General features: G+C 66.8%; 20 protein-coding genes, 1 tRNA gene and 1 pseudogene. 2 read left to right on the forward strand and 20 right to left on the reverse strand.

The window, feature by feature from the left end:
* Positions 1-16 precede the first annotated feature (16 nt).
* The 12 genes from AC5Y7V_RS26650 to AC5Y7V_RS26705 form a co-directional block, all read right to left on the reverse strand.
* Complete coding sequence (locus tag AC5Y7V_RS26650; RefSeq protein ID WP_499883047.1) at positions 17-1,645, reverse strand: long-chain fatty acid--CoA ligase; 1,629 nt, start codon at positions 1,643-1,645, stop codon at positions 17-19.
* Positions 1,646-1,762: 117 nt separating this feature from the next.
* On the reverse strand, positions 1,763-2,854 hold the full coding sequence (locus tag AC5Y7V_RS26655; RefSeq protein ID WP_499883048.1) for a YncE family protein: 1,092 nt from the start codon (positions 2,852-2,854) through the stop codon (positions 1,763-1,765).
* A gap of 402 nt (positions 2,855-3,256) precedes the next feature.
* Positions 3,257-3,595: a P-II family nitrogen regulator gene (locus tag AC5Y7V_RS26660; RefSeq protein WP_499883049.1), complete on the reverse strand. Its 339-nt coding sequence runs from the start codon at positions 3,593-3,595 to the stop codon at positions 3,257-3,259.
* 11 nt (positions 3,596-3,606) lie between these two features.
* The gene (locus tag AC5Y7V_RS26665; protein ID WP_499883050.1) at positions 3,607-5,013 is read right to left on the reverse strand and encodes an ammonium transporter; all 1,407 of its coding nucleotides are present in this window, start codon (positions 5,011-5,013) and stop codon (positions 3,607-3,609) included.
* Between the two features lie 361 nt (positions 5,014-5,374).
* Positions 5,375-6,145, reverse strand: coding sequence for a DUF427 domain-containing protein (locus AC5Y7V_RS26670; protein ID WP_499883051.1), 771 nt, complete (start codon positions 6,143-6,145; stop codon positions 5,375-5,377).
* A complete protein-coding gene (locus AC5Y7V_RS26675) occupies positions 6,142-6,417 on the reverse strand; it encodes a DUF6295 family protein (protein ID WP_499883052.1) in 276 nt (91 codons plus the stop codon). The genes AC5Y7V_RS26670 and AC5Y7V_RS26675 overlap by 4 nt, the downstream gene beginning before the upstream one ends.
* A 12-nt stretch (positions 6,418-6,429) precedes the next feature.
* Positions 6,430-7,185, reverse strand: a complete 756-nt coding sequence (locus tag AC5Y7V_RS26680; protein ID WP_499883053.1) for a dienelactone hydrolase family protein — start codon at positions 7,183-7,185, stop codon at positions 6,430-6,432.
* A 90-nt stretch (positions 7,186-7,275) separates the two neighbouring features.
* A complete protein-coding gene (locus tag AC5Y7V_RS26685) occupies positions 7,276-7,674 on the reverse strand; it encodes a type II toxin-antitoxin system VapC family toxin (RefSeq protein WP_499883054.1) in 399 nt (132 codons plus the stop codon).
* Complete coding sequence (locus tag AC5Y7V_RS26690) at positions 7,671-7,940, reverse strand: type II toxin-antitoxin system Phd/YefM family antitoxin (protein ID WP_499883055.1); 270 nt, start codon at positions 7,938-7,940, stop codon at positions 7,671-7,673. The genes AC5Y7V_RS26685 and AC5Y7V_RS26690 overlap by 4 nt, the downstream gene beginning before the upstream one ends.
* A gap of 56 nt (positions 7,941-7,996) precedes the next feature.
* Positions 7,997-9,610 (reverse strand): esterase-like activity of phytase family protein, encoded by a 1,614-nt coding sequence (locus tag AC5Y7V_RS26695; RefSeq protein WP_499883056.1) that lies wholly within the window; start codon positions 9,608-9,610, stop codon positions 7,997-7,999.
* Between the two features lie 19 nt (positions 9,611-9,629).
* Positions 9,630-10,400 carry a hypothetical protein gene (locus AC5Y7V_RS26700; protein ID WP_499883057.1) on the reverse strand — a complete coding sequence of 257 codons (771 nt, stop codon included), beginning with the start codon at positions 10,398-10,400 and terminating at the stop codon, positions 9,630-9,632.
* A gap of 48 nt (positions 10,401-10,448) precedes the next feature.
* The gene (locus AC5Y7V_RS26705; protein WP_499883058.1) at positions 10,449-11,672 is read right to left on the reverse strand and encodes a class I SAM-dependent methyltransferase; all 1,224 of its coding nucleotides are present in this window, start codon (positions 11,670-11,672) and stop codon (positions 10,449-10,451) included.
* Positions 11,673-11,800: 128 nt separating this feature from the next.
* On the opposite strand from AC5Y7V_RS26705, the gene AC5Y7V_RS26710 reads away from it, so the two are divergent.
* On the forward strand, positions 11,801-12,163 hold the full coding sequence (locus tag AC5Y7V_RS26710; protein WP_142282122.1) for a DUF732 domain-containing protein: 363 nt from the start codon (positions 11,801-11,803) through the stop codon (positions 12,161-12,163).
* A 29-nt stretch (positions 12,164-12,192) separates the two neighbouring features.
* On the opposite strand, the gene AC5Y7V_RS26715 is transcribed toward AC5Y7V_RS26710, so the two are convergent.
* The 8 genes and pseudogenes from AC5Y7V_RS26715 to AC5Y7V_RS26750 form a co-directional block, all read right to left on the reverse strand.
* Complete coding sequence (locus tag AC5Y7V_RS26715) at positions 12,193-12,810, reverse strand: TetR/AcrR family transcriptional regulator (protein WP_499883059.1); 618 nt, start codon at positions 12,808-12,810, stop codon at positions 12,193-12,195.
* Positions 12,803-14,056 carry a cytochrome P450 gene (locus AC5Y7V_RS26720; RefSeq protein WP_499883060.1) on the reverse strand — a complete coding sequence of 418 codons (1,254 nt, stop codon included), beginning with the start codon at positions 14,054-14,056 and terminating at the stop codon, positions 12,803-12,805. Before AC5Y7V_RS26720 ends, AC5Y7V_RS26715 begins: the two co-directional genes overlap by 8 nt.
* Before the next feature lie 186 nt (positions 14,057-14,242).
* Positions 14,243-14,791 carry a DinB family protein gene (locus tag AC5Y7V_RS26725; protein WP_499883061.1) on the reverse strand — a complete coding sequence of 183 codons (549 nt, stop codon included), beginning with the start codon at positions 14,789-14,791 and terminating at the stop codon, positions 14,243-14,245.
* Positions 14,792-14,817: 26 nt separating this feature from the next.
* Positions 14,818-15,303 (reverse strand): ArsI/CadI family heavy metal resistance metalloenzyme, encoded by a 486-nt coding sequence (locus AC5Y7V_RS26730; RefSeq protein ID WP_499883062.1) that lies wholly within the window; start codon positions 15,301-15,303, stop codon positions 14,818-14,820.
* 23 nt (positions 15,304-15,326) lie between these two features.
* Positions 15,327-16,848, reverse strand: a pseudogene (gene arsB, locus AC5Y7V_RS26735) (ACR3 family arsenite efflux transporter).
* The gene (locus AC5Y7V_RS26740) at positions 16,836-17,204 is read right to left on the reverse strand and encodes an ArsR/SmtB family transcription factor (RefSeq protein WP_499883063.1); all 369 of its coding nucleotides are present in this window, start codon (positions 17,202-17,204) and stop codon (positions 16,836-16,838) included. The pseudogene arsB and the gene AC5Y7V_RS26740 overlap by 13 nt, the downstream one beginning before the upstream one ends.
* A gap of 68 nt (positions 17,205-17,272) precedes the next feature.
* Positions 17,273-18,133: a hypothetical protein gene (locus AC5Y7V_RS26745; RefSeq protein WP_499883064.1), complete on the reverse strand. Its 861-nt coding sequence runs from the start codon at positions 18,131-18,133 to the stop codon at positions 17,273-17,275.
* 68 nt (positions 18,134-18,201) lie between these two features.
* Positions 18,202-18,278 (reverse strand) — tRNA-Leu (locus AC5Y7V_RS26750).
* Between the two features lie 358 nt (positions 18,279-18,636).
* On the opposite strand from AC5Y7V_RS26750, the gene AC5Y7V_RS26755 reads away from it, so the two are divergent.
* The coding region (locus tag AC5Y7V_RS26755) for a PPE family protein, SVP subgroup (protein ID WP_499883065.1) at positions 18,637-19,478 on the forward strand (842 nt) is incomplete at its 3' end.

A 19,478-nucleotide genomic window follows, 5' to 3' on the forward strand; every position in this document is an offset into this window, starting at 1 on the left:
CACGAGAGCCGCCGCCTCAATCGCGCGCCTCGACCACCCAATAGCCGTGCTCGGCGTATCGCGCCCGGATGGCCTTCTTGTCGTACTTGCCGACGCTGGTCCGCGGAATCTCCTCAACGAACGTCCACCGCTCGGGCAGCCACCACCGGGCGACCTTGTCGGCGAGGAACTTTCGCAGGTCCTCGGCGCTCACCGAGGAGTGCTTGGCCACCACGACCGCCAGCGGCCGCTCCTGCCAGCGCTCGTCGGGGACCCCGACAACCGCGGCCTCGAGCACCTCCGGGTGGGCGATGAGGCAGTTCTCCAGTTCGACCGACGAGATCCATTCGCCGCCGGACTTGATCACGTCTTTGGCCCGGTCGGTCAGCGTGACGAAGCCGCGCTCGTCGATGCGGCCCACGTCGCCCGTACGCAACCAGCCGGAGTCGAACTTGGAGTCGTCGTGGCCCAGGTAATAGGAGCCGGTGATCCACGGGCCGCGGACCTCCACCTCGCCGACGGCGGCGCCGTCGTTGGGCAGCACTGCGCCCTCGTCGTCGACGATGCGCATCTCCACCCCGCACACCGGTTGGCCCTGGGTCGCGCGGAACGCCCAGTGCTGGTCCTCCGGGGTTCCGGGCGGCGGCCAGGCCATGGTGGCCATCGGCGACGTTTCGGTCATGCCCCACAGCTGGCGGATCTGGACGCCGTGCTTCTCCTCGAAGGTGCGCATCAGCGACACCGGGACGGCCGAGCCGCCGCAAACCACCAGGCGCAGCGAGGACATGTCGTGTTCGGGCTCGTCCTCCAGGCGATGCAGGACGTCGTTCCAGATGGTGGGCACGGCGCCGGCGACGGTGGGCCGCTGGGTTTCGACCATGGCGATCAGCGAGCCGGCGTCGAGGTGGCAGTCGGGGAGCACCAGGTCGGCGCCGGCCATCAGCGCCGAGTAGGGCAGCCCCCAGGCGTTCGCGTGAAACATCGGCACGATCGGCAGCACGCTGTCGACCGCCCCCACGCCGATCCCGTTGGTGGTGCACCCCCCCATGGCGTGCAGGAAGCTCGAACGATGGCTGTAGACAACGCCTTTCGGGTTGCCGGTGGTGCCGCTCGTGTAGCACATGGCGGCCGCGGACGTCTCGTCGATCTCAGGCCAGTCGAAGTCGGGCGATTCGGCGTCGATCAACTCGGCGTAGGCCAGCACGGTCTTGCCGGACGCCTCCAGCGCGGCCGTGTCGCCGTCGCCGACCACGATCACCGCCTGCACGGTCTTGAGCTCCCCCAGGACCGGCGCCAGCAGCTTGGCCAGTGACGCGTCGACCAGCACGACATGATCCTCGGCCTCGTTGGCCACGAACACGATCTGCTCGGGGAACAGGCGGATGTTGAGGGTGTGCAGGACGGCGCCCATCGACGGCACCGCGAGGTAGGTCGCCAGGTGCTCGGCGTTGTTCCACATGAAGGTCGCGACGCGCTGGTCCCCGGTCACCCCGAGGCGGCGCAGCGCGTTCGCCAGCCGGGCCGCCTGTTGACCGAGCTCGCGGTAGGTGGTCCGGCGGTAGCCGTCGCCCGTGGCGGTGGTGACCGTGCGTTCGCCGTGGATCCCGCAGCCGTGCCGCATGATCGCGGCGATCGTCAGCGGATAGTCCTGCATCGTGCTGTCCATCGCGTACCGCCTTACCCTCGACGCGGCACCGCCTCGTGTGCGGTCGGGCGAATGTTATCGCCGCACACCACCGGTAGAAAACGGGTTACCCCGACAACGCGCGTTTTACGGCTACGGCTAGGCGAAAACCGGTTCGGCCGGCAGCAGCTCGGGCGCCGCCCATTCGGCCGCCGACCCCGGTGCGGCCTCGACGCCCAGCGCGACGACCGAGGCGACCGGCGCCACCGTGACCGTGCCGGCGTAGTCGGCGACGTAGAGGTACCGTGCGTCGGCGCTTTCGACCACGCAGGACGGCTGGTGCGCCACCCCGATGGTGCCGACGACGTCGTGGGTGAGCGTGCTCAGCACCGTGACGCCCTCGTCGCTGACCAGGTAGGCGCGATCGCCGTCGCCGCTGAGCGTCAGGGCGGTGAGGATGCCGCCGACCTCGCTGATCTTGCTGGTGCCGACGATCTTGCCGACGCGGGTGTCGACGATGTCGATCACGGCGCCCAGCTCGGGGGCGCAGCTGGCCACGTACGCGATCGCACCGTTGGGGCTGAGCGCGACGTCGCGGATGGGCAGACCGATCTCGACGGTGCCCAGGACGCGCGATCGGGTCGGGGCGTGCGGGTCGATCATGACGAGCTGTCCCCCGCCGGGACCGTTGGTGCCGACGTAGAGCCGGCTCCCGTCCGCGTTGGACCGCACGCATTCCGTGATGCTTCCGGCCCGGTTCGACAGTGCGATCTCCTCGACGCGGCCGGTCCTGACGTCCAGGACGGCGACGTCGGGCCCACCGGCGCCGTGGCGGCCGGCGTAGACGTAGTCGCCGTCGGGGCTGACCGCCAGGTCGCTCACGCTGAGCGCCAGCGCGTGCGTCGCGGTGACCGTACCGGTCGGCAGGTCGATGACCCCGATCGAGTCGTACGCGGGTGTCACGGTGCTGACGTATGCGCGATCGCCGTCGCGGCCGCCGACGGCGAGCGCGAAGGGCTCGGGCACGCCGGCGACGGTCTGCACGACGCGACAGGTGTCGGTGTCGATCACCGAGACGCTGTGGTAGCCGTAGTTGGCCACCATCAGTCGGGTGCCGTCCGGGCTGGCGACGATGCCGCTGATCGGGCCTTGGCGCACCGCGATCCGCGCGACGATCGGGAATCCCGCCGCCGCGCCCAACTCGATGGCCCGGCCCTCGCCGGAGTCCTTCCGGTGGTTCACGTCGCGCATGCCGGCACCGCCTTCGCTCGTGGTATGTCCGCAGGTGACACAGCGATCACAGCCAGCCGTGTCACACCTGCGGCCCTGGATAAACCGCGGTTACAGCATCCAGAGATGGTTGCTTTTAACAAATTTTACTGACGAATTTCGGCGCAAAAATATTTCTCGGCGATGCCTGTGATCCACGTCACCCGAATAAACGCGATTGCCGCATAGCCGAGGCTAAACAATTAAGCGGAGGTGATCCGAGGGCCAAGCGAATATGCCTTGATAGACGGCGGTTTTCGCTCATACGGCGAACCATCCGGACGGGTGGACAGCCGTCCATAAATAAGGAAAATCTTATTATTTATCGATTGGAGAGGTGAATGTCACATCTTCCCGCCTGGGCGCGTCACTGGCCCAAAACAATTAGAGCGCGTCGCGGTCGCGTTCACCGGTCCGGATGCGAATAACCTTCTCCACCGGTGAAACCCACACCTTGCCGTCGCCGATCTTCCCGCTGCGCGCCGCGCCGATGATCGCCTCTACGACCCGGTCGGCGAACGCCTCGTCGACGAGAACCTCGACGCGGACCTTGGGGACGAACTCGACCGCGTACTCGGCGCCGCGGTACACCTCGGTGTGGCCCCGCTGCCGCCCATACCCCTGGACCTCTGTCACGGTCAGACCCAGTACCCCAACCGCTTCCACGGCGTGCCTGACGTCGTCGAGCGTGAAGGGCTTGACGATCCCGGTGACCAGCTTCATGGCTTCACCACTCAATCGTCCGCGGGTTCCGCGGCCGCCGGCTCGGTTCGCGCGCCCACCAACGGCTCGACACGCCGGCCCGTGACGAGACCCTCGTCGGGGTAGGCCTCTTCGTCGTGCACGCCGAGGTCGCCGGTTTCCAGGACCTCATCGGGCAGCCGCAACTTCATGAAGAGGCCGAGAACTTTCAGGATGACGAACGTGACGATCGCGTCCCAGACGATGACGGTGGCGGCGGCGCCGGCCTGGATCAAAATCTGTTTCGGGTGATGACCCCACAGCCAGCCGGAGAAGGTGACGTCCGATCCCGCACTGCCGCCGAGGTATTCGACGATCTTCGGGTCGGCGAGCACCCCGACGAGTAACCCGCCCGACAAGCCCGCCACCCCGTGGGTGTGGAAGACGCCGAGCGTGTCGTCGACCTTTTTGAACAGTCGGGTCCGGCCGAGCCAGTTCCAGGACATCCAGACCAGGGAGGAGGCGACGACGCCGATGATCATCGCGCCGAAGCTGTTGACGAAGCCGGCCGCCGGGGTGATGGCGACCAGCCCGGTGATCATGCCGTTGATCGCGCCCAGGAACGTCGGCTTGCGCTGCCTGCTCGCGAAGATGTCCCACAGCACCCAGGTGAGCAGCGCGACAGCGGTGGTGAGGTTGGTGTTGAGCACCGCCAGCGACGCGTCGGCACCGGAGAAGTACGGGTCACCGCCGTTGAATCCGTTCCAGCCCAGCCACAGCACCCCGGCGCCGACGGCGGCCAGGGGAAGGTTGTTGGGCACGGCGCGTTCGCGGTCGCGCGCCAGCCTCGGACCGATCACCGCGGCGGCGACGAAGCCCGTGGTCCCGGCGGCCAGGTGAATCACGTATCCACCGCTGTAGTCCAGGGCACCCGCCTGCGCCCACCAGCCGCCGCCCCACAACAGGAACGCGTTGACCGAGTACGCGATCGTCGACCACAGCGGCACGAAGATGAGCCACACCTTGAAGCTCATCCGGCCGATGACGCTGCCGAGGAACAGCAGCGGGGTGATGGCGGCGAACACGAACTGGAAGTACGCCAGCGTGGTCTGCGAGAAGCGGAATTTCGGCATGGTGCCGTCCAACAGCGGGATGACGGCTTGTTCCTGGTTGTTGCTGCTCAGGATCGTGTGGGGGATCCCCACGGCGGCCCTCAGGATGCCCGGGCCGAGCTTGAGCGGCTCGCCAAAACCCATCTTGAAGCCCCACAGCACCCACACGACCAGCACCAGCGAGAATCCGGTGAACGCCATCAACATGGTGTTGACGGCCCACTTCTTCTGCACGATGCCGCCGTAGAGCACGGCGATGCCTGGGATGCTCATCAGGCCAACAAGGGTCGCGGCCACCAATTGCCAGGCGTTGTCTCCGGGGTTCAGCCAATCGGGATAGGGCAACATGGTTCAGACACACCCCAATTCGAGCCGGCGGGCTATAATCAGCTGCGGTGCGAAATGACGCCGTAGACGGGTGAAGCCTTTGCCCGGATTGTTTCGGCCGTGTATGCAACGGTTTAAATCCTGATTTCATCTGTTCCGGGAGCCGGGCCGTTCAACGCCACGCCGCGGGTCCTCAGCCGGCCGTCGCGACACGGCCAAGACTGCCGGCTCCGGCTGTTCGTCGCGACGCGCGCCGCGACGTAGTGTCAGCGCTGCCTCGGGAATTGCCTTAAGCACGAACACGTTTCGGGAAAATCGAGTGCGGCTCACCGAACCCGTTGTGCCGCAACATCGTCGGAGTCGTCCAAGCCGGTCCTTGCGGTCAGCCGAACTGGGTCTGCGGCCGGGGCAGGGCCGCGCCGTCGACGGTGATGTCGACCTTCTCGTTGTAAAAGGCCACCAGGCCGGCGATCTGGCCCACCGCCGGCAGCGGATAGTGATACGTCCACGCCAGGTCCGGATGCGCGGTGTCGCCCACCCGCACCGACCAGTAGCCCGACGTCACGCCCTTGTAGGGGCACAGCGTCCGCGTCGGGCTGGCTTCCAGATGCTCGAACGCGATATCGGTCGGATCGATGTAATACCTTGTGGGCAGCCCGGTTTCGAAGAGCAGCACCGGGGACCGGGTGTCGGCCAGCACGGTTCCCCCGAGCTCGACGCGGACGTGCCGGTGCGAGCGCAGCGCGTCGACCCGCGAATACGGATTGCGGGGGTGGCCGTAGATCGGCTCGTCTTCCTCGAACCACCGCAACGGATCCCATTCGAATCGCACGGTGCCCGCAACGGGGCCGTCGCCGTCGGCGTCGAACACCCGCGCCGCCGAGGGATAGGTCCGGCCGCCGCCGACCAGCGAGTGCAGCCGCGACGGGCCGAGTTGCACCTTCTGCGGGTGGTCCTCGTCGCGCAGGAACTCCGCACGGACATCGGCGAGCGGCACGTAATACGCGGGGTAGTAAGGCACTTCCCACACGTACCGGGCCGAGGTGGTGTCGAAGACCAGGTCGGGGCCGAGGTAGCCCCGGACCCGCCGCGGCGCGGGCTCGATGCGCCCGCGGGTGGCGGCCATCTGGGGGTAGTCGCGCTCGGCGCTCATGCCTGATCCTTCGACGCGAGCCCGGCCGGCGCGTTGGCGATCGCTTTGTGGATGGCCCCGGCCAGGGCCAGGGCGCTCTCCTCGGTGAGCTCGAGAGCGACGCGCGCGGACGGGCCCAGCTCCGGGTTGATGACGTCGATGTTGACCGTGTGGCCGTAGGGCGCGTGGACGGGATGGTCGACGTACACCGTGGCGCGGGTCGCGCCGAACCAGCCGGTCTTGCCCTTGCCGCTGCCGTCGATCCGGACGTGTTCGGTTAGGTATGTGCACATGTGTTGGGACGCCTAGCCTTTCAGGTGGGTGGCGAAGAACTCGTCGATGCGCCGCCAGCCGTCGACGGCCGCCTCCGGCCGGTACGCCGGCCGGTCGACGGAGAAGAACGAATGGCCGGCGCCGTCGTAGGAAACAAAGTCGTGTGGCTTGTCGAATTTGGTCAGCTCGGCGTCCAGGGTGGCAACGGCGGGCGGTGCCGGGAACCTGTCGTCGGCCCCGAACAGCCCAAGCATCGGGCAGCTCAGCTTCGGCGCCAGGTGCAGGATCGGCTGCATGGCCTTGGGCATGCCTTCCGGTAGGTCCTCGACGATGAACGCGCCGTAGCAGTCCACCGCCGCGTCGAACGGCAGCGAGCACGCCGCCAGAAACGCGTGCCGCCCGCCCGAGCAGTGCCCGATGACGCCGAACTTCCCGTTGGCGCCGGGCAGGGAACGCAGGTGCTCGACCGCGCCCGCGACGTCACCGACCAGCCGCTCGTCGGGCACGCCACCCGCGGCCCGCACCGTCGCGGCGGCATCGTCGGGGGCGGCGCCCGGGGCCTCGCGCGAATACAGGTTGGGGGCGACGGCGTGATAGCCGCTGGCCGCGAGCCGCCGCACGAATTCCTTGGTTTCCCGGTCGTAGCCGGGCATGTGGTGGATCCACACGATTCCGCCGCGCGACCCTTCGGCCAGTGGCGACGCGCGGTAGGCCTCGATCTCGTCGCCGCCCTGGCCGGTGATGGTGATGGTTTCCGCGCGGATGGCGTCCGGGCTGGGTGCGTTCATCGCAACTCCTTCAAGGCTCGCTCCGACGGAACCAACGTATCGGAACCGCGCCACCGACCGGAGCGGGCGCAGGTCGGCGCTTCGCCGTTCTTAATCGTTTCCCGGCGAGGCGGTCGCCAGGCCTTGCGCGGCAGCCGCCTCGATGAGTCGGCGATCGTATGCGCACAATGCCGTAATACTGCGTCGGTGGGCGTGAGCTGTGGCCAGGTGTATCGCGTCGAGCGTGCGCAGCTCGGGGGGCGGCATGAGGGCCGCCGCTGCCGCGATAGCGTCAGTCAGCACCAAGGTATCTATCGTCGAGGCCACATTTCGCGCTCTGGCCACAGCGTCGGGTCCGATCCGTGCGACCGCGCGGATGAGCTCAATGTGACCGATCGCGCTTGTAGCAAGGTCTTCCTCCGGATGCGCGTTCAACCACCCGACTAGCCCTTCCGATTCTGGCTCAGCGGCAACAAGTTTGACGATTGCCGAGGTATCTAGGTAGATCATCGGTCGGCTCGTTGCTCTTCCACTATCGAACTGAGCGAATGACCTTCAATCAGATCGGCCACGCTGAAGGGGACGCGTGGCGCAGTGGCGGGGATCAATTCCCCCTCAGCGATGAGCTTGTCGCGGGCCTGCTCGGCCGGCGTGAGTGGAACGAGCCGAGCCACCGGCCTGCCCCGGTCCGTGATCTGAATGGTCAACCCAGCCTTCGCTTTCGCCACCCAGGCGCTCGCGTTTTGACGTAGCTCACGAATTCCGATCACTTCCACTCGGCCAGTGTAGCACTTAATGTGCTACAGGGTGGCCCACATCGGATAAGCGCGTCTCAGGCGACCCTGATCGGCACCATCACCGATTCGGTCGCGGCGGGCAGCCTGGTGGTGTCGACCACCAGGATCTCGCCGCTGTCCTGAGTGCCGTTGGGCAGCATCTTGGGCTTGAGTTGAAACGGCGGGGTGGCGGCCGGCCCACCGACCAGCCCGGCGATCCCAAAGTCGCTGTCGTTGGCCAGGATCAGCGTGTTACCGCCGTCCCGGCTGATGAGCCCCTCGACGTGGTCGTGCCCGAAGAAATCCCCGTTCGGGGACAACGAACGCACCAGGCCCCCCAGGTCGAGCTTCAGCGTCTTGGCGGGCAAGGTGATTCCGGCGGCCCTGAGTTTGTCGGTGGCCGCCGCGTCGGTGCTCACCCCGACGGACGTCTCGATCGGGACGCCGTCCACCAGCAGGCCGCCGCCGTCGGCCCGATAGGTCGCCCCCGGCACCGTCGAGCGCGGTCCGACGTCGGTGGCGCCGGTGATGTCGGCCGCGTAGATCTTCTTGTTGCCGTCGGGCTGCGGCCGGTCGTCGCGTTCGTCGACCAGGAACGTGGTGGCGCTGACGGCGGTGATCTCCGACACCGCGACCTTCGTGTGCTGCGGATCGGCCAGCGGATAGAGGTACTCATGCACGTCGCCGCGGTTGGCGAGGTTGATGGTCACGATGCGGGTGACCGGAACCGATCTGGCCGAGCCGGCCAGGCCCGGCGTGTGCAGGGCCGACTGCATGATGCCCACCAGCGTCCCGCCATCGGGCGTGACGGTCAGCCCCTCCATCCCCTGATTCGGGCCGCGCAGCGCCAGCTCGCCGGGCAGCGTGCCGTCATACGGCGAAAGCCGTTCCAGCTCTTTGCCGTTGGCGTCGAAGTGGACGACGAACGGGCCGTACTCGTCGGACACCCAGAACGTGCCGTCGGGCATGGCGACCAGGCCTTCGCTGTCCAGGCCGTGATCCGACGGCGGCAGCCGATCGCCGTTGAGGTCGACGAGCGACTCGCCGGTGGACGCGCGCGGGTCGATGACGCCGACGAGCGGCGCGCCGTCCTTTCCGGTCAGCGTGATGATCTGCTCCAGCGACGCGACGCCGTCGCGGAGTTTGAGCTTGGCGATCTGCGGATGGAAAGTCGGTATGGGAAGCACCTTTTCGCCGGCGGTGCGCCCATCGACGTTCGGGCCGCGATCGGACAGGCCGTAGATTTCGTCGGCGCTGCCGGGCACCGCGGCGATCGCGGACCCGTGCGCGTTGGCCTGCACGGCGACCTCGCCGACGATGAGCAGCGGCGTCTCGTCCTCGGCGTAGAGCCGCACGGCGTGGCTGACGGTGACCGGAAGCTGATCGGTGCCGGTGAACCCGGCGTCCGGGGTGTAGATCATCGCCCCGTACGCGCCGTAGGCGATGGTGCCGTGCGCGGGCTTGCCGAACGCCACCGGTGTGACGCCGCTGGTGGCGGTCAGTAGCTGGCCCGGGGAGATGGTCAGGACCGTCCCGGCGCGGGTGGTGAGTTCCTTCAGCGGCGGCACCGACAGCGGGGGCGGGGGATCCGACGCGCAGGCCGCCACCGTGAGCAACACCGCGGCCGCGGCCAGCCACGCACGCGACGCCGTCCGGCGAGTGGATGCCATGAAGCCGATTTTGGCGCGTCTAGCGCCGCTTATCGCGCACTTTGTAGGTAGAAGGCCACGACTTTCGCGATTCGTCGCCGGTCAGCGGGGTCCCCATCCCCCCGACCTTGACGTTGTAGGCCTCCTTGCCGGGGCCGACCTCGCGGTTGGCGTGTTCCTGAGCCAGGTAGTACAGCTCGTCGATGGTGGCTTCGTCGTAGGCGACGAACGAGGTCTCCCTTGCGACGTCGTCGATTCCCGCCAGCATCCGGTCGGGCAGCACCCGCGATGCCAGCGCCGCCACGCCCAGCAGCGAGAACGGGATGATCCAGTAGCCGACGTAGGACAACGGGGCCGTGTCCTGCAGGCCGGCGTTGCGGTCGACGATCGGCGGGATCACCGACGACACCGTCATGCCGGCGAACGCGGCGATCCAGACCCAGGACAGCACCCGCACCAGCCGGGCGAACAGCTCCGTCTTGACCACGTCGGCGGGTTGTTCGGCGGCGGCGAACTCCCGCACGAACGGCCGGCCGGCCAGCACGCCGACGAGCGCGACCGCGAGGATCCCGGCGTTGCTCAGCGGCAGCAGCCACCGCTGACCAAACGAGTCACCGAGCCCGAGGGCCAGGATGGTCAACGCCAAAAGCGTTGCGAGAGTGCCGATTTGGAATATTTTGCCGCCGGGGGCGCCGGCCGCGAACGCCGCGACCGCGATCGCCAGCGCGACCAGAGCGGCGGCGGCGAACGGGACGTTCCCGACCAGCACCCAGTAGACGATCCACGGCGCGAAACCAGACAGCATGCCCACGAGGGGCCAGTTTATGAGCGGCTCCTTCCGGTGCCGTCGGCGGCAAGGCTAACCGGTCGAATGCGTGTCCAGCGCCATCGCCAGGAAGTCGATGCGCCACAGCGACCGGAACAGCACGCGCGCGAGTTCCTCGAGCTCGGCCCGGCGTTCCGGGGCGACGCCGCTCTGCGCCACCCGCTCGACGATCTCCCGAATCGTGCGGCGCCCGTCGACGTGGCGGACGAAGGCCAGCTGGGCCGGCTCGAGCTTCAGCTTGCCGCCCGGCAGGTGGATCTCGTCGCCGGACAGCAGGCACGCCGCCCGCGTCAGGGGAACGTAGTCGAGCGAGCCCGGCGCCGAGAAGTCGATCGTGTAGTCCTCCTTCGGGCGCTCGGGTCGGCAGGCGATGAAGAAATGGGTGGCATTGGCCGTTTGCAGGCGTTCCACCGCGGACCAGAGTTCGATGTCAGGCAATCGATTCAGCACGGACGTGAAAGCGTTCCCGGGCGCAAACAGGTCGTGCGGGTAGTACGGCATTTTGTGAAACCATCCCTGAAACGCAAGCCCGGCCGAGCTGACGAGGTCAAGACACTCCGCAACGGTGTAGCTGCGTTGGCGGCTGTGCAAGAACGTGTCGACGAGGGCGCCGTCGGAACGCAAATCGAGCGCCCCGTTCAGATAGGTCCGGACTGGGTGGTCCGGCGGCAGCAGCGCGAGTGCGTCTTTGACCAGCTGGACCGACGCCTCGTCCTGCGTCAGCCCGAGGTCGCGGAAAAGCGATTCCAGTATCTCGACTCCGACCCGACCGTATTTCGCGTAGAGCATGACGCCCAGGGCGCCGTCCCTGCGCAGGCATTCGCCCAGCGCCGTTAGGCCCGCCAGGGGATCGGCCATGTGGTGCAGCACGCCGCTGGAGACGATCAGATCAAAGTCGCTGTCGAGCGACGACACCTCTTCGATCGGAAGCAGGTGCAGCTCCAGATTCCGCAACCCGTGTTTGTCTTTCAGATACTGCTCGTGATCCAGCGCCGCCCGGCTGACATCGATCGCCACCACCTTGGCCGCGCGATTCATGAACGCGAAGACCGCCGCCTGATACGTGCCGCAACCCGCAATCAGAATGTCGGCGTCCGGTTTGTACTCGCGATTCGGCCACAAGACGCGATGGGCCCAGAAGGGATCGAACCAATCCCAGTGGTTTTTGGTCCACGCCTCCAGATCCATTACGGGCGGCGGATACTCCCACCGATCGTATTGGCGCGAGACGCCGTCGACGCGCGGGTCCTCTGGCACTTCGGCACTGACTCCTTCGCGGTGCGGTGGCCTGTAACGAACCCGACCAACTTACTGCGCATTTCGCTATTGTTCTGTTCGGATTTTGCTGCCGCCACACGGCGCGACCACCAAAGAAAGGGAATCGAATGCCCTCACCTCGCTGGCTGGCCGCGTTGGCCGTCCCCACAATGGCCGGCGCCGCGCTGCTCGGCAGCGCCGCGACCGCCGGTGCCACCACCCCCCAAGATGAGGCGTACCTCGCGCAGCTGCGCGCCGTCGGCCTCTCGTGGCCACCGCAGACGGAAGAGGCGCTGATCGGTGAGGCGCACCTGATCTGCTACGACCTCACGTGGGGCTGGACGCCCCAACAGATCGCCGACGACGTTCACGCCCACTTGAACGCGAGGGGCGTGACCCTTTTGGACGTCGGAACCATGGTCAACGCCGCACACTCGACCTACTGCCCGGGGAACGTGTGCGACGCCCCCACCCTCTGCACCGGGATCTGAACCGTCCTTGGCATGTCACCCGGACACCCTTATCGCGACAGCGACGTCATCCGCGGATAGAGGATCGCCGGGCCGAGCCATCGGGTAACGAACCGGCGTAGTGCGATTCCGTCGCGGCGCTCCTGCCCGGGATCGGTCAGGAGGGACTGCACAGTGCGCAGTGTCATTTCGGCAAGCTCACCGAGCGCGTTGGTGTCGAAGCCGTGAAGCGTCCAATCCACATCGAGGCGGTGGAAAACCGACAAGCAGAATGCAATCGCGGTGTCCGCGGTCAGCGAGATGACGGCGTCGTCCTCCTGTCGCCGCGTCAACAGGCTTTCCAGTTGTGGATCGCCGACGAGATTCTCGATTCCGAACGACACGCATTCGACGACCGCAATGACCGGGTCTTTCTGTCCGCTGGCGCGTTGTACAGCCTGGTCGATGAAACCGTCGACCGAGCGCATTGCGCTGGCGATGAGCAGCGCGTCGGCGTTGGGGAAGTAGCGGTACACCGTCTGGCGGGTGACCCCGAGTTTCCGGGCGACGTCGGCCAGGCGTATCGCTGGTCCGTGTTCGGCGACGACTTCGTCTACGGCATTCAGAATGCGGGCAATTGCCTCCTCGTCCGAGGCGGGCGTCGCTCCGGCCCAGCCGCGACTACGCATCCGCTGTCACAAGCATTTCGGCCACGAACTCGATCTCAAGTGTTGTGGGGCCGGTCATACCGAGCAGGGATTTCCACGGCGCCGGACCGACCCGATGGGGTGCAGACAGACGTCGGGTGAGGATGGTGAGTGCTTCCGCCACCTCGCGGCGTGCGAGGTTGGCGCCCAGGCAGTAGTGCGCGCCACCACCGAAAGTCAGAATCGCCGGCAAGTCGTTGCGCGCGATGTCGAACCGATCTGCATCGTCGTAAATCGCTGGATCACGGTTGGCCGCAAAGGTGTTCACGACTACGAAAGTCCCTGCCGGGAACAGGTAACCGCCGAATTCGGCATCCTCGGTGGCGGTGCGCGGCGCGATACACACCGCCGGTGAGTGGCGCATGCTTTCCTCGACCGCTTGCATCGCAAGCTCGGGTTGGTCGCGCAGCTTCGCCCACTGGTCCGGATGTTCGCAGAGCACCTGCACCGACGCGGCCAGTTGGTGTCGCGTCGTATCCGTTCCCGCCATCAAGAAGCCGGCCACCAGCATGCGGAGTTCGTCGAGACTCAGCCGATCGCCGTCGCTCTCGGCGCGGATGAGCTCGGAAAGCAGGTCATCGGTCAGGCTGTTCCGGCGGGCGGCGACCATGTCGTCGACGTAGGCGTCCAATTCGCCCCACGCCCGCATGATCGCGCCTTCATCGAAGGTGGCAGTGGGCTGAAAATTGAAGGCCTTGAAGATTTCGTCGGTCCACTCTGAGAACAGGCGCCAGTCCTCGCGAGGCGCACCGATTAGCGCGCACATGATCGGGGTGGGGTAGGGCCGCGCGATGTCGCTGACGACGTCGCACCGTCCGGCGTCTGCTACCCGATCGATCAGGCCATTCACCACCTCGTGGATCGTGTCTTGAAGACCTGCTGTCGCGCGGGGAGTGAAGGCTCGCGAAACCAGTTTGCGCAACCGCGTATGCGGCGGGCCGTCGAGGCCAAGCAGGCTGTTCGCCAACTTGTCGTACAACGGACCTGAGGTGACGCCCTGCGCTGCCAGCGTGACTCCGGATGGCATTCGAAACCTGTTGTCGCGCAGCATGTCCCGAGCCATATTGTAGGACAGGATTTCCGGGCCGAGGGGCCCGATGGCGATCGGTGCGCGCGCTTGCGCCTCTCGGACATCCTCGACGATGTCGTGCGGGGTGGCGGTGAGGCCGTAGTTGAACGTGGGCAGGCCGGCTTCGAAGACGCTGGGGGCGGTGCTGTGGGCGTTCATCGATGTCTTGACCTCCGCTAGAGCCCAAACGGGCGCCGGATAACGACATATACATCACGAGTGTATGACCAGTGCTACAGGTCGGTCAAGGTATTGCAGGCCCAGGGGACACACCGCGACCGGCTGGTCATACGTTCTCTGTCATAACGTCCGGGCCTGGTGGGTGCGATGGCTTGGACTCGCGGCTCAATTTGTCGTCGGAGCTAGCCCTTTGATGGCGAGTTGTCGGCGGTGATGGTCATAGTGCTGGCCGGGGTAGCGGTACACATCGGCCAGCGTCATCGACTCGTGAAAGTACGGGTCCCAGCGCGTCGGGAAATACATGGCTCGGCGAAGCGCGGTTTCGTCCCGTGCGGCGAGTGTGCGTTGCAGCGCGTCGATGACGCGATCCATCTTCGCTTCCATACGTGTGCGGTTGTAAACGCGCGCCGCGAGGCACGTTCCGAAGTAATTGATCCGATGAAATAGCGGTGTCGCTGCGTTCAGCATCCGGGCGAACCCACGGCTGAGCGGTCGCGGTGATCGGCCAAGTATCGCGACGAGTACAAGCAGTCGCTGCACAACCATGTATCCGAACACCATGTGGAACAGAAGTTGCTCGTTGGTCCACCGCGTCCCGGAGGTTCGCCCGGACCACTCTTCGGTCCCGACGACCAGCAGTACGCGATGAAAATCGGCTCGCGCGCGTTCCAGATCGTTGGCTATGGCCGGTATGTCACCGATCGGTCCCGGCATCGCTCGCCTCACCAGGTGGTTGCTTCTCAGCAGCAGGCCGTGCTGGTGGCAGCCACGCCGGGGGACGCGTCAGCGGCGTCCTCGCCGCTGCAAGAGCAGCCGCCTGTTTCCTCGGCGGGCAGCAGGTCGGCTTCCGTGCCGAACGTTTCCGAATCCGACAGGACGGTGTAGACCTCCCACCTCTCGCCGGCGGGCCCGGTGACCCAGGCCTTGTCCTGCGTGGCGTAGCAGCACGTGGTGCCGATTTCCTCTTCGGGAAGCATCCCGGCGCTCGCGAGTCGCGCGATTTCTTGGTGCACTTTCTCAGTCGTTGCCACTTCGACGCCGAGGTGGTTGAGAGTGCCGCCGTGGCCGGGATTTTCCAGCAACACCAGTTTCAGCGGGGGCTCGGCGATCGCGAAGTTGGCGTAGCCGGGTTTGACCTTGGCCGGTTCGGTGTCGAACAGCTTGGAGTAGAACGCGATTGCCTCGTCGAGGTCGTCGACGTTGAGGGCCAGCTGCACGCGAGACATGATGGTTCCTTCCTTCGGTGCGATTACGTTGTCGTGGCATTGGGCAGGAGCTCTGCGATCAGTGACTCGACGCGCCCGGCGATGTCGTCGCGGATCGCCCTGACGGCGGCCAGGGGTTGGCCGGCGGGGTCGGCAAGTTTCCACTCGCGGTAGGACACCCCGGGAAAGTAGGGGCAGGTGTCGCCGCAGCCCATGGTGATCACGACGTCGCTCGTCTGTACCGACTGGGCGGTCAGGACTTTGGGCGTGGCGGCGGTGACGTCGACGCCGAGTTCGGCCATCGCGGCGACGACGATCGGGTTGATCTGGTCGGCGGGTTCTGTTCCGGCGGAGCGAACTTCGACGCGATCGCCGGCGATGCGGCTCAGCAGTGCGGCGGCCATCTGCGAGCGTCCTGCGTTGTGGACGCAGACGAACAGCACACTGGGCTTATCGGCCATCGGCCCCGGCCTCTCCCTGCGGCTCCGACCGGAACAGCCGGGAGCGCATCGCCAGGGAAACATAGACGAGCCCAACCAACACGGGCACTTCGATCAGCGGTCCGACCACCCCGGCCAGGGCTTGACCCGATGCCGCGCCATAGGTGGCGATCGCCACCGCGATGGCCAGTTCAAAATTGTTGCCGGCGGCGGTGAACGCCAGGGTGGCAGTGCGCGCGTAGCCCAGCCGCAACACGAAGCCGAGGGTGTATCCGCCGGCCCACATGATCGCGAAGTAGGCCAGCAGCGGCACGGCGATGCGGGCGACATCCCATGGCCGGGAGGCGATTTGGCGGCCCTGCAAGGCGAACAGGATGACGATGGTGAACAGCAAGCCATACAGTGCCCACGGACCCACGCGCGGCAGGAACGTCGTCTCGTACCAGTGGCGACCCTTGGCCCGTTCACCCAGTCGGCGCGACAGGTATCCGGCCAGCAGCGGGATGCCCAGGAAGATGAGCACGGACTTCGCGATCTGCCATGGGGACACGGCGATGCCGGTTTGCGGCAGGCCCAGCCAGCCCGGCAACACCGACAGATAAAACCAGCCCAGCGCGGCGAACATCACAACCTGAAACAACGAGTTCAGGGCCACCAGCACTGCCGCGGCTTCGCGGTCCCCGCACGCCAGGTCGTTCCAGATGATGACCATGGCGATGCAGCGGGCCAACCCCACGATGATCAGCCCCGTGCGGTAGGCGGGCAGATCCGCGAGGAGCAGCCACGCCAGCGTGAACATCAATGCCGGACCGATCAGCCAGTTGAGCGCCAGCGAGGACACCATCAGCTTGCGGTCCGTGGTGACCTCATCGAGCCGGTCGTAGCGGACTTTGGCCAGCACCGGGTACATCATCACGAGTAGGCCCATTGCGATCGGCAGTGAAATGCCTTGGACCGCAACGGCACCGAGCGCCGAACCGAGGCCCGGAATGAGCCGGCCCAGCAACAGACCCGCGGCCATCGCGACACCGATCCACACCGGCAGGAATCGGTCCAGCGTCGAAAGCCGGGTCGCCACCGCCTCCGGGCCGGACGCGGTCGTCGGGTTTGCGGTCACGGTCCACATCCCGGGGCGGCCGTCAAGGCTCGGTCGTCAACATGCAGGGCCGAAGACAGCTGCCGTAACGCCGACGGAATCACCCAGTAGTAGACCCAGGTGCCGCGGCGCTCGCAGTCCAACAGCCCGGCCGAGCGCAGCAGCTTGAGGTGATGGGAAATGGTCGGCTGGGAGACGTCGAAGGTCGCCGAGATCTCGCACACGCACGCCTCCCCGCCGGGGTGGCTGGCGATCAGGCTCAGCAGCCGAAGGCGCACCGGGTCGCCAAGCGCCTTGAACATCGCCGCCAACTCCGCGGCCTCTGGCCCGCCCAGGGCGGCCACGCTCAGCGAAGGGCAACACCCAGCTTCTGCCTGATTCGACATCCTTCTATATAAGCATTTATCGAATCAGGTCGCAACCGTGACTTGCCGGCGATCACATTAGGAGTCGTTCAGCCTCGAATCAGCCTTCGCGCCGCGAGCGCCAACGGCGACGGAGCGATCTTCCACATCGCGTCATCGGCGGGATCCCAGGCGTATCGAGGAGTCAGACCGTCGAGCAACTCGCGAAGCGCGGGAAGCTGCAGCTCGTCGGCGGACCACCGGTAGAGCGTGTCGAGCCTCGGCTGGATGACGCCGATGTCCAACAGATGGCCGAATCCAAGCTCGGCCGCGACGTAGTTCTCCACGTCGTCACCGAGCGGATAGCGGTCGGGCAACACTCGACTCAGCGACAGGAAGATGCCGGTCATCCCGACGCGCGGATCACCCAACGGGCGGCCCAGCGGCGCAAGCCAACCCAGCGCCAACCGGGGGGCGGACACCAGTGCGTGGGCGAACAGCACGCGGAGCAGAACGACATTGAGAAAGAACCGCTCGACGCGGCGTTCGGCGGCCGCTAGTGGCAGGTTCGCCAGGTAGCCCGCGACGATGCTGGTGTTGTGGGCGCGATACCAACTGCGCGCGGTCGGTCGCCGGATGAACTCGAGATGCGCGGCCACGCCGGAGCCAGAGGGCGGGCCCGCGTAGCCGAACGCGAGCGCCCGGGCTTCCGCGGTGTCGCGCAGGAGTCCCTCGTTCATCGACCGCCACCACGGGCTGCCGGGGCACGGGTCCGTCGGGGGGTTCAACAGGCCCCGCCGAAGTTGCCATCGCATGAATGCCGACGCCGCCCGCCGGTACGGAAGGTAGCCGCGGTCGACGGACTCTGGGACTTTGTACATCTGACGCAACAGCGCCAGCCGTCCCATCGGATCGTCAAGGACCGGCTCGACCGCCGAACGAGCGTGAGCAGCAGCCGTCTCAGCTTGCATACCCCGCCCCTTGCTTACCCCGCTTCGAATTCGCCTCCGACGGCTCGCGACTGCCCACCGAACCGGTCTGGTGCCCCCAGTCGGACTCGAACCGACACTGGGCGGATTTTAAGTCCGCTGCCTCTGCCAATTGGGCTATGGGGGCCCGGCGGCGAATCTAGCGCGCGAAGCGCCGCTCCTGGGCGTCGCACCCGCCCAAAACCGGCGAAAACCGAGAGGTGCGTGCCGTCTGCTTTTGGCTTAGGATGCGCGCTTCGCGCGCCATTTGGCGCGTTGCGCGCGGATCTCAGATGACATCGCTATGTCGCCCGGCAGGACCTTGTTAAAACTGCTCGCGCCAGCGTTAAGAAGCCGTAAACGCCCGTCACCCTAGCCTTTTCCGTCGGGACTGTGGAGTTGTGCCTGGTTAACCTTACGCCGACGCACAGGAGCCGTTACGCCAACGCACAGGTCGATCCCCCCTTCAGGGAGATCGGCAATTTTCCGAACACGAGGAGCAGCAGATGTCCTTTCTGACAGCAATCCCTGAAGAGTTGTTAGCCGCCGCGCAGCAGCTGCAGGGGATCGGCAATTCACTGACGGCGCAGAACGCGGGGGCCGCGGCGCCGACGACCACGATTGCTCCGGCCGCCGCCGACCAGGTATCTGCCCTGCAGGCCGGAATTTTCTCGGCATACGGCACCCTGTATCAACAGCTCGCCAACGAGGCTCAGGCCATTCAGCAACAGTTCGTGAGCACGCTGGGCTTGAGCTCCGGCACCTACAGCTCGACCGAGGCCGCCAACGTGGCCGCGGCAACCCCGGTCCAAACCCTCTCCGACCAGATCTCCACGCTGTTCGGAGGCCCACTCACAAGCCTGACATCGACGGCGGGGCCGTTCAGTCTGTCGGGCAACGCCGCCAACATCGGCAACATCGGCTTTGGGAACTGGGCCTCCGCCGGTTCCGACCTGCTCGGGATGGCCGGTGGTGGCCTGCTACCCGCGGCCGCCAGCGACACTGGCGACGCCGCCGCCGCGGCGGGCGCCGCGGATGCCGTTAGCGCGACGGGTCCTGCGGGTGGCGTGGGCGGCATGGCCGGGATGCCGGCCGCGGGCATGGGCAGCGCGACCATGGTGGGCAGGTTGTCGGCACCGCCGAGCTGGGCAGGCAGCTTCGTCTCGGCCACGAGCCCCGCGACTGCGGTGCAGACCGTGGGCTGGACCGCCGCCGCGCCGCAGGCCGGCACGGGAACGATCGTGCCCGGTATGCCCGGGCTGGGCGCCGCCGCGCGCAACAGCGCCGGCTTCGGTGCCCCCCGCTACGGCGTCAAGCCGATCGTCATGCCGAAGATCAAGGCCGTCTA

Source organism: Mycobacterium sp. NGS34 (assembly GCF_059812845.1).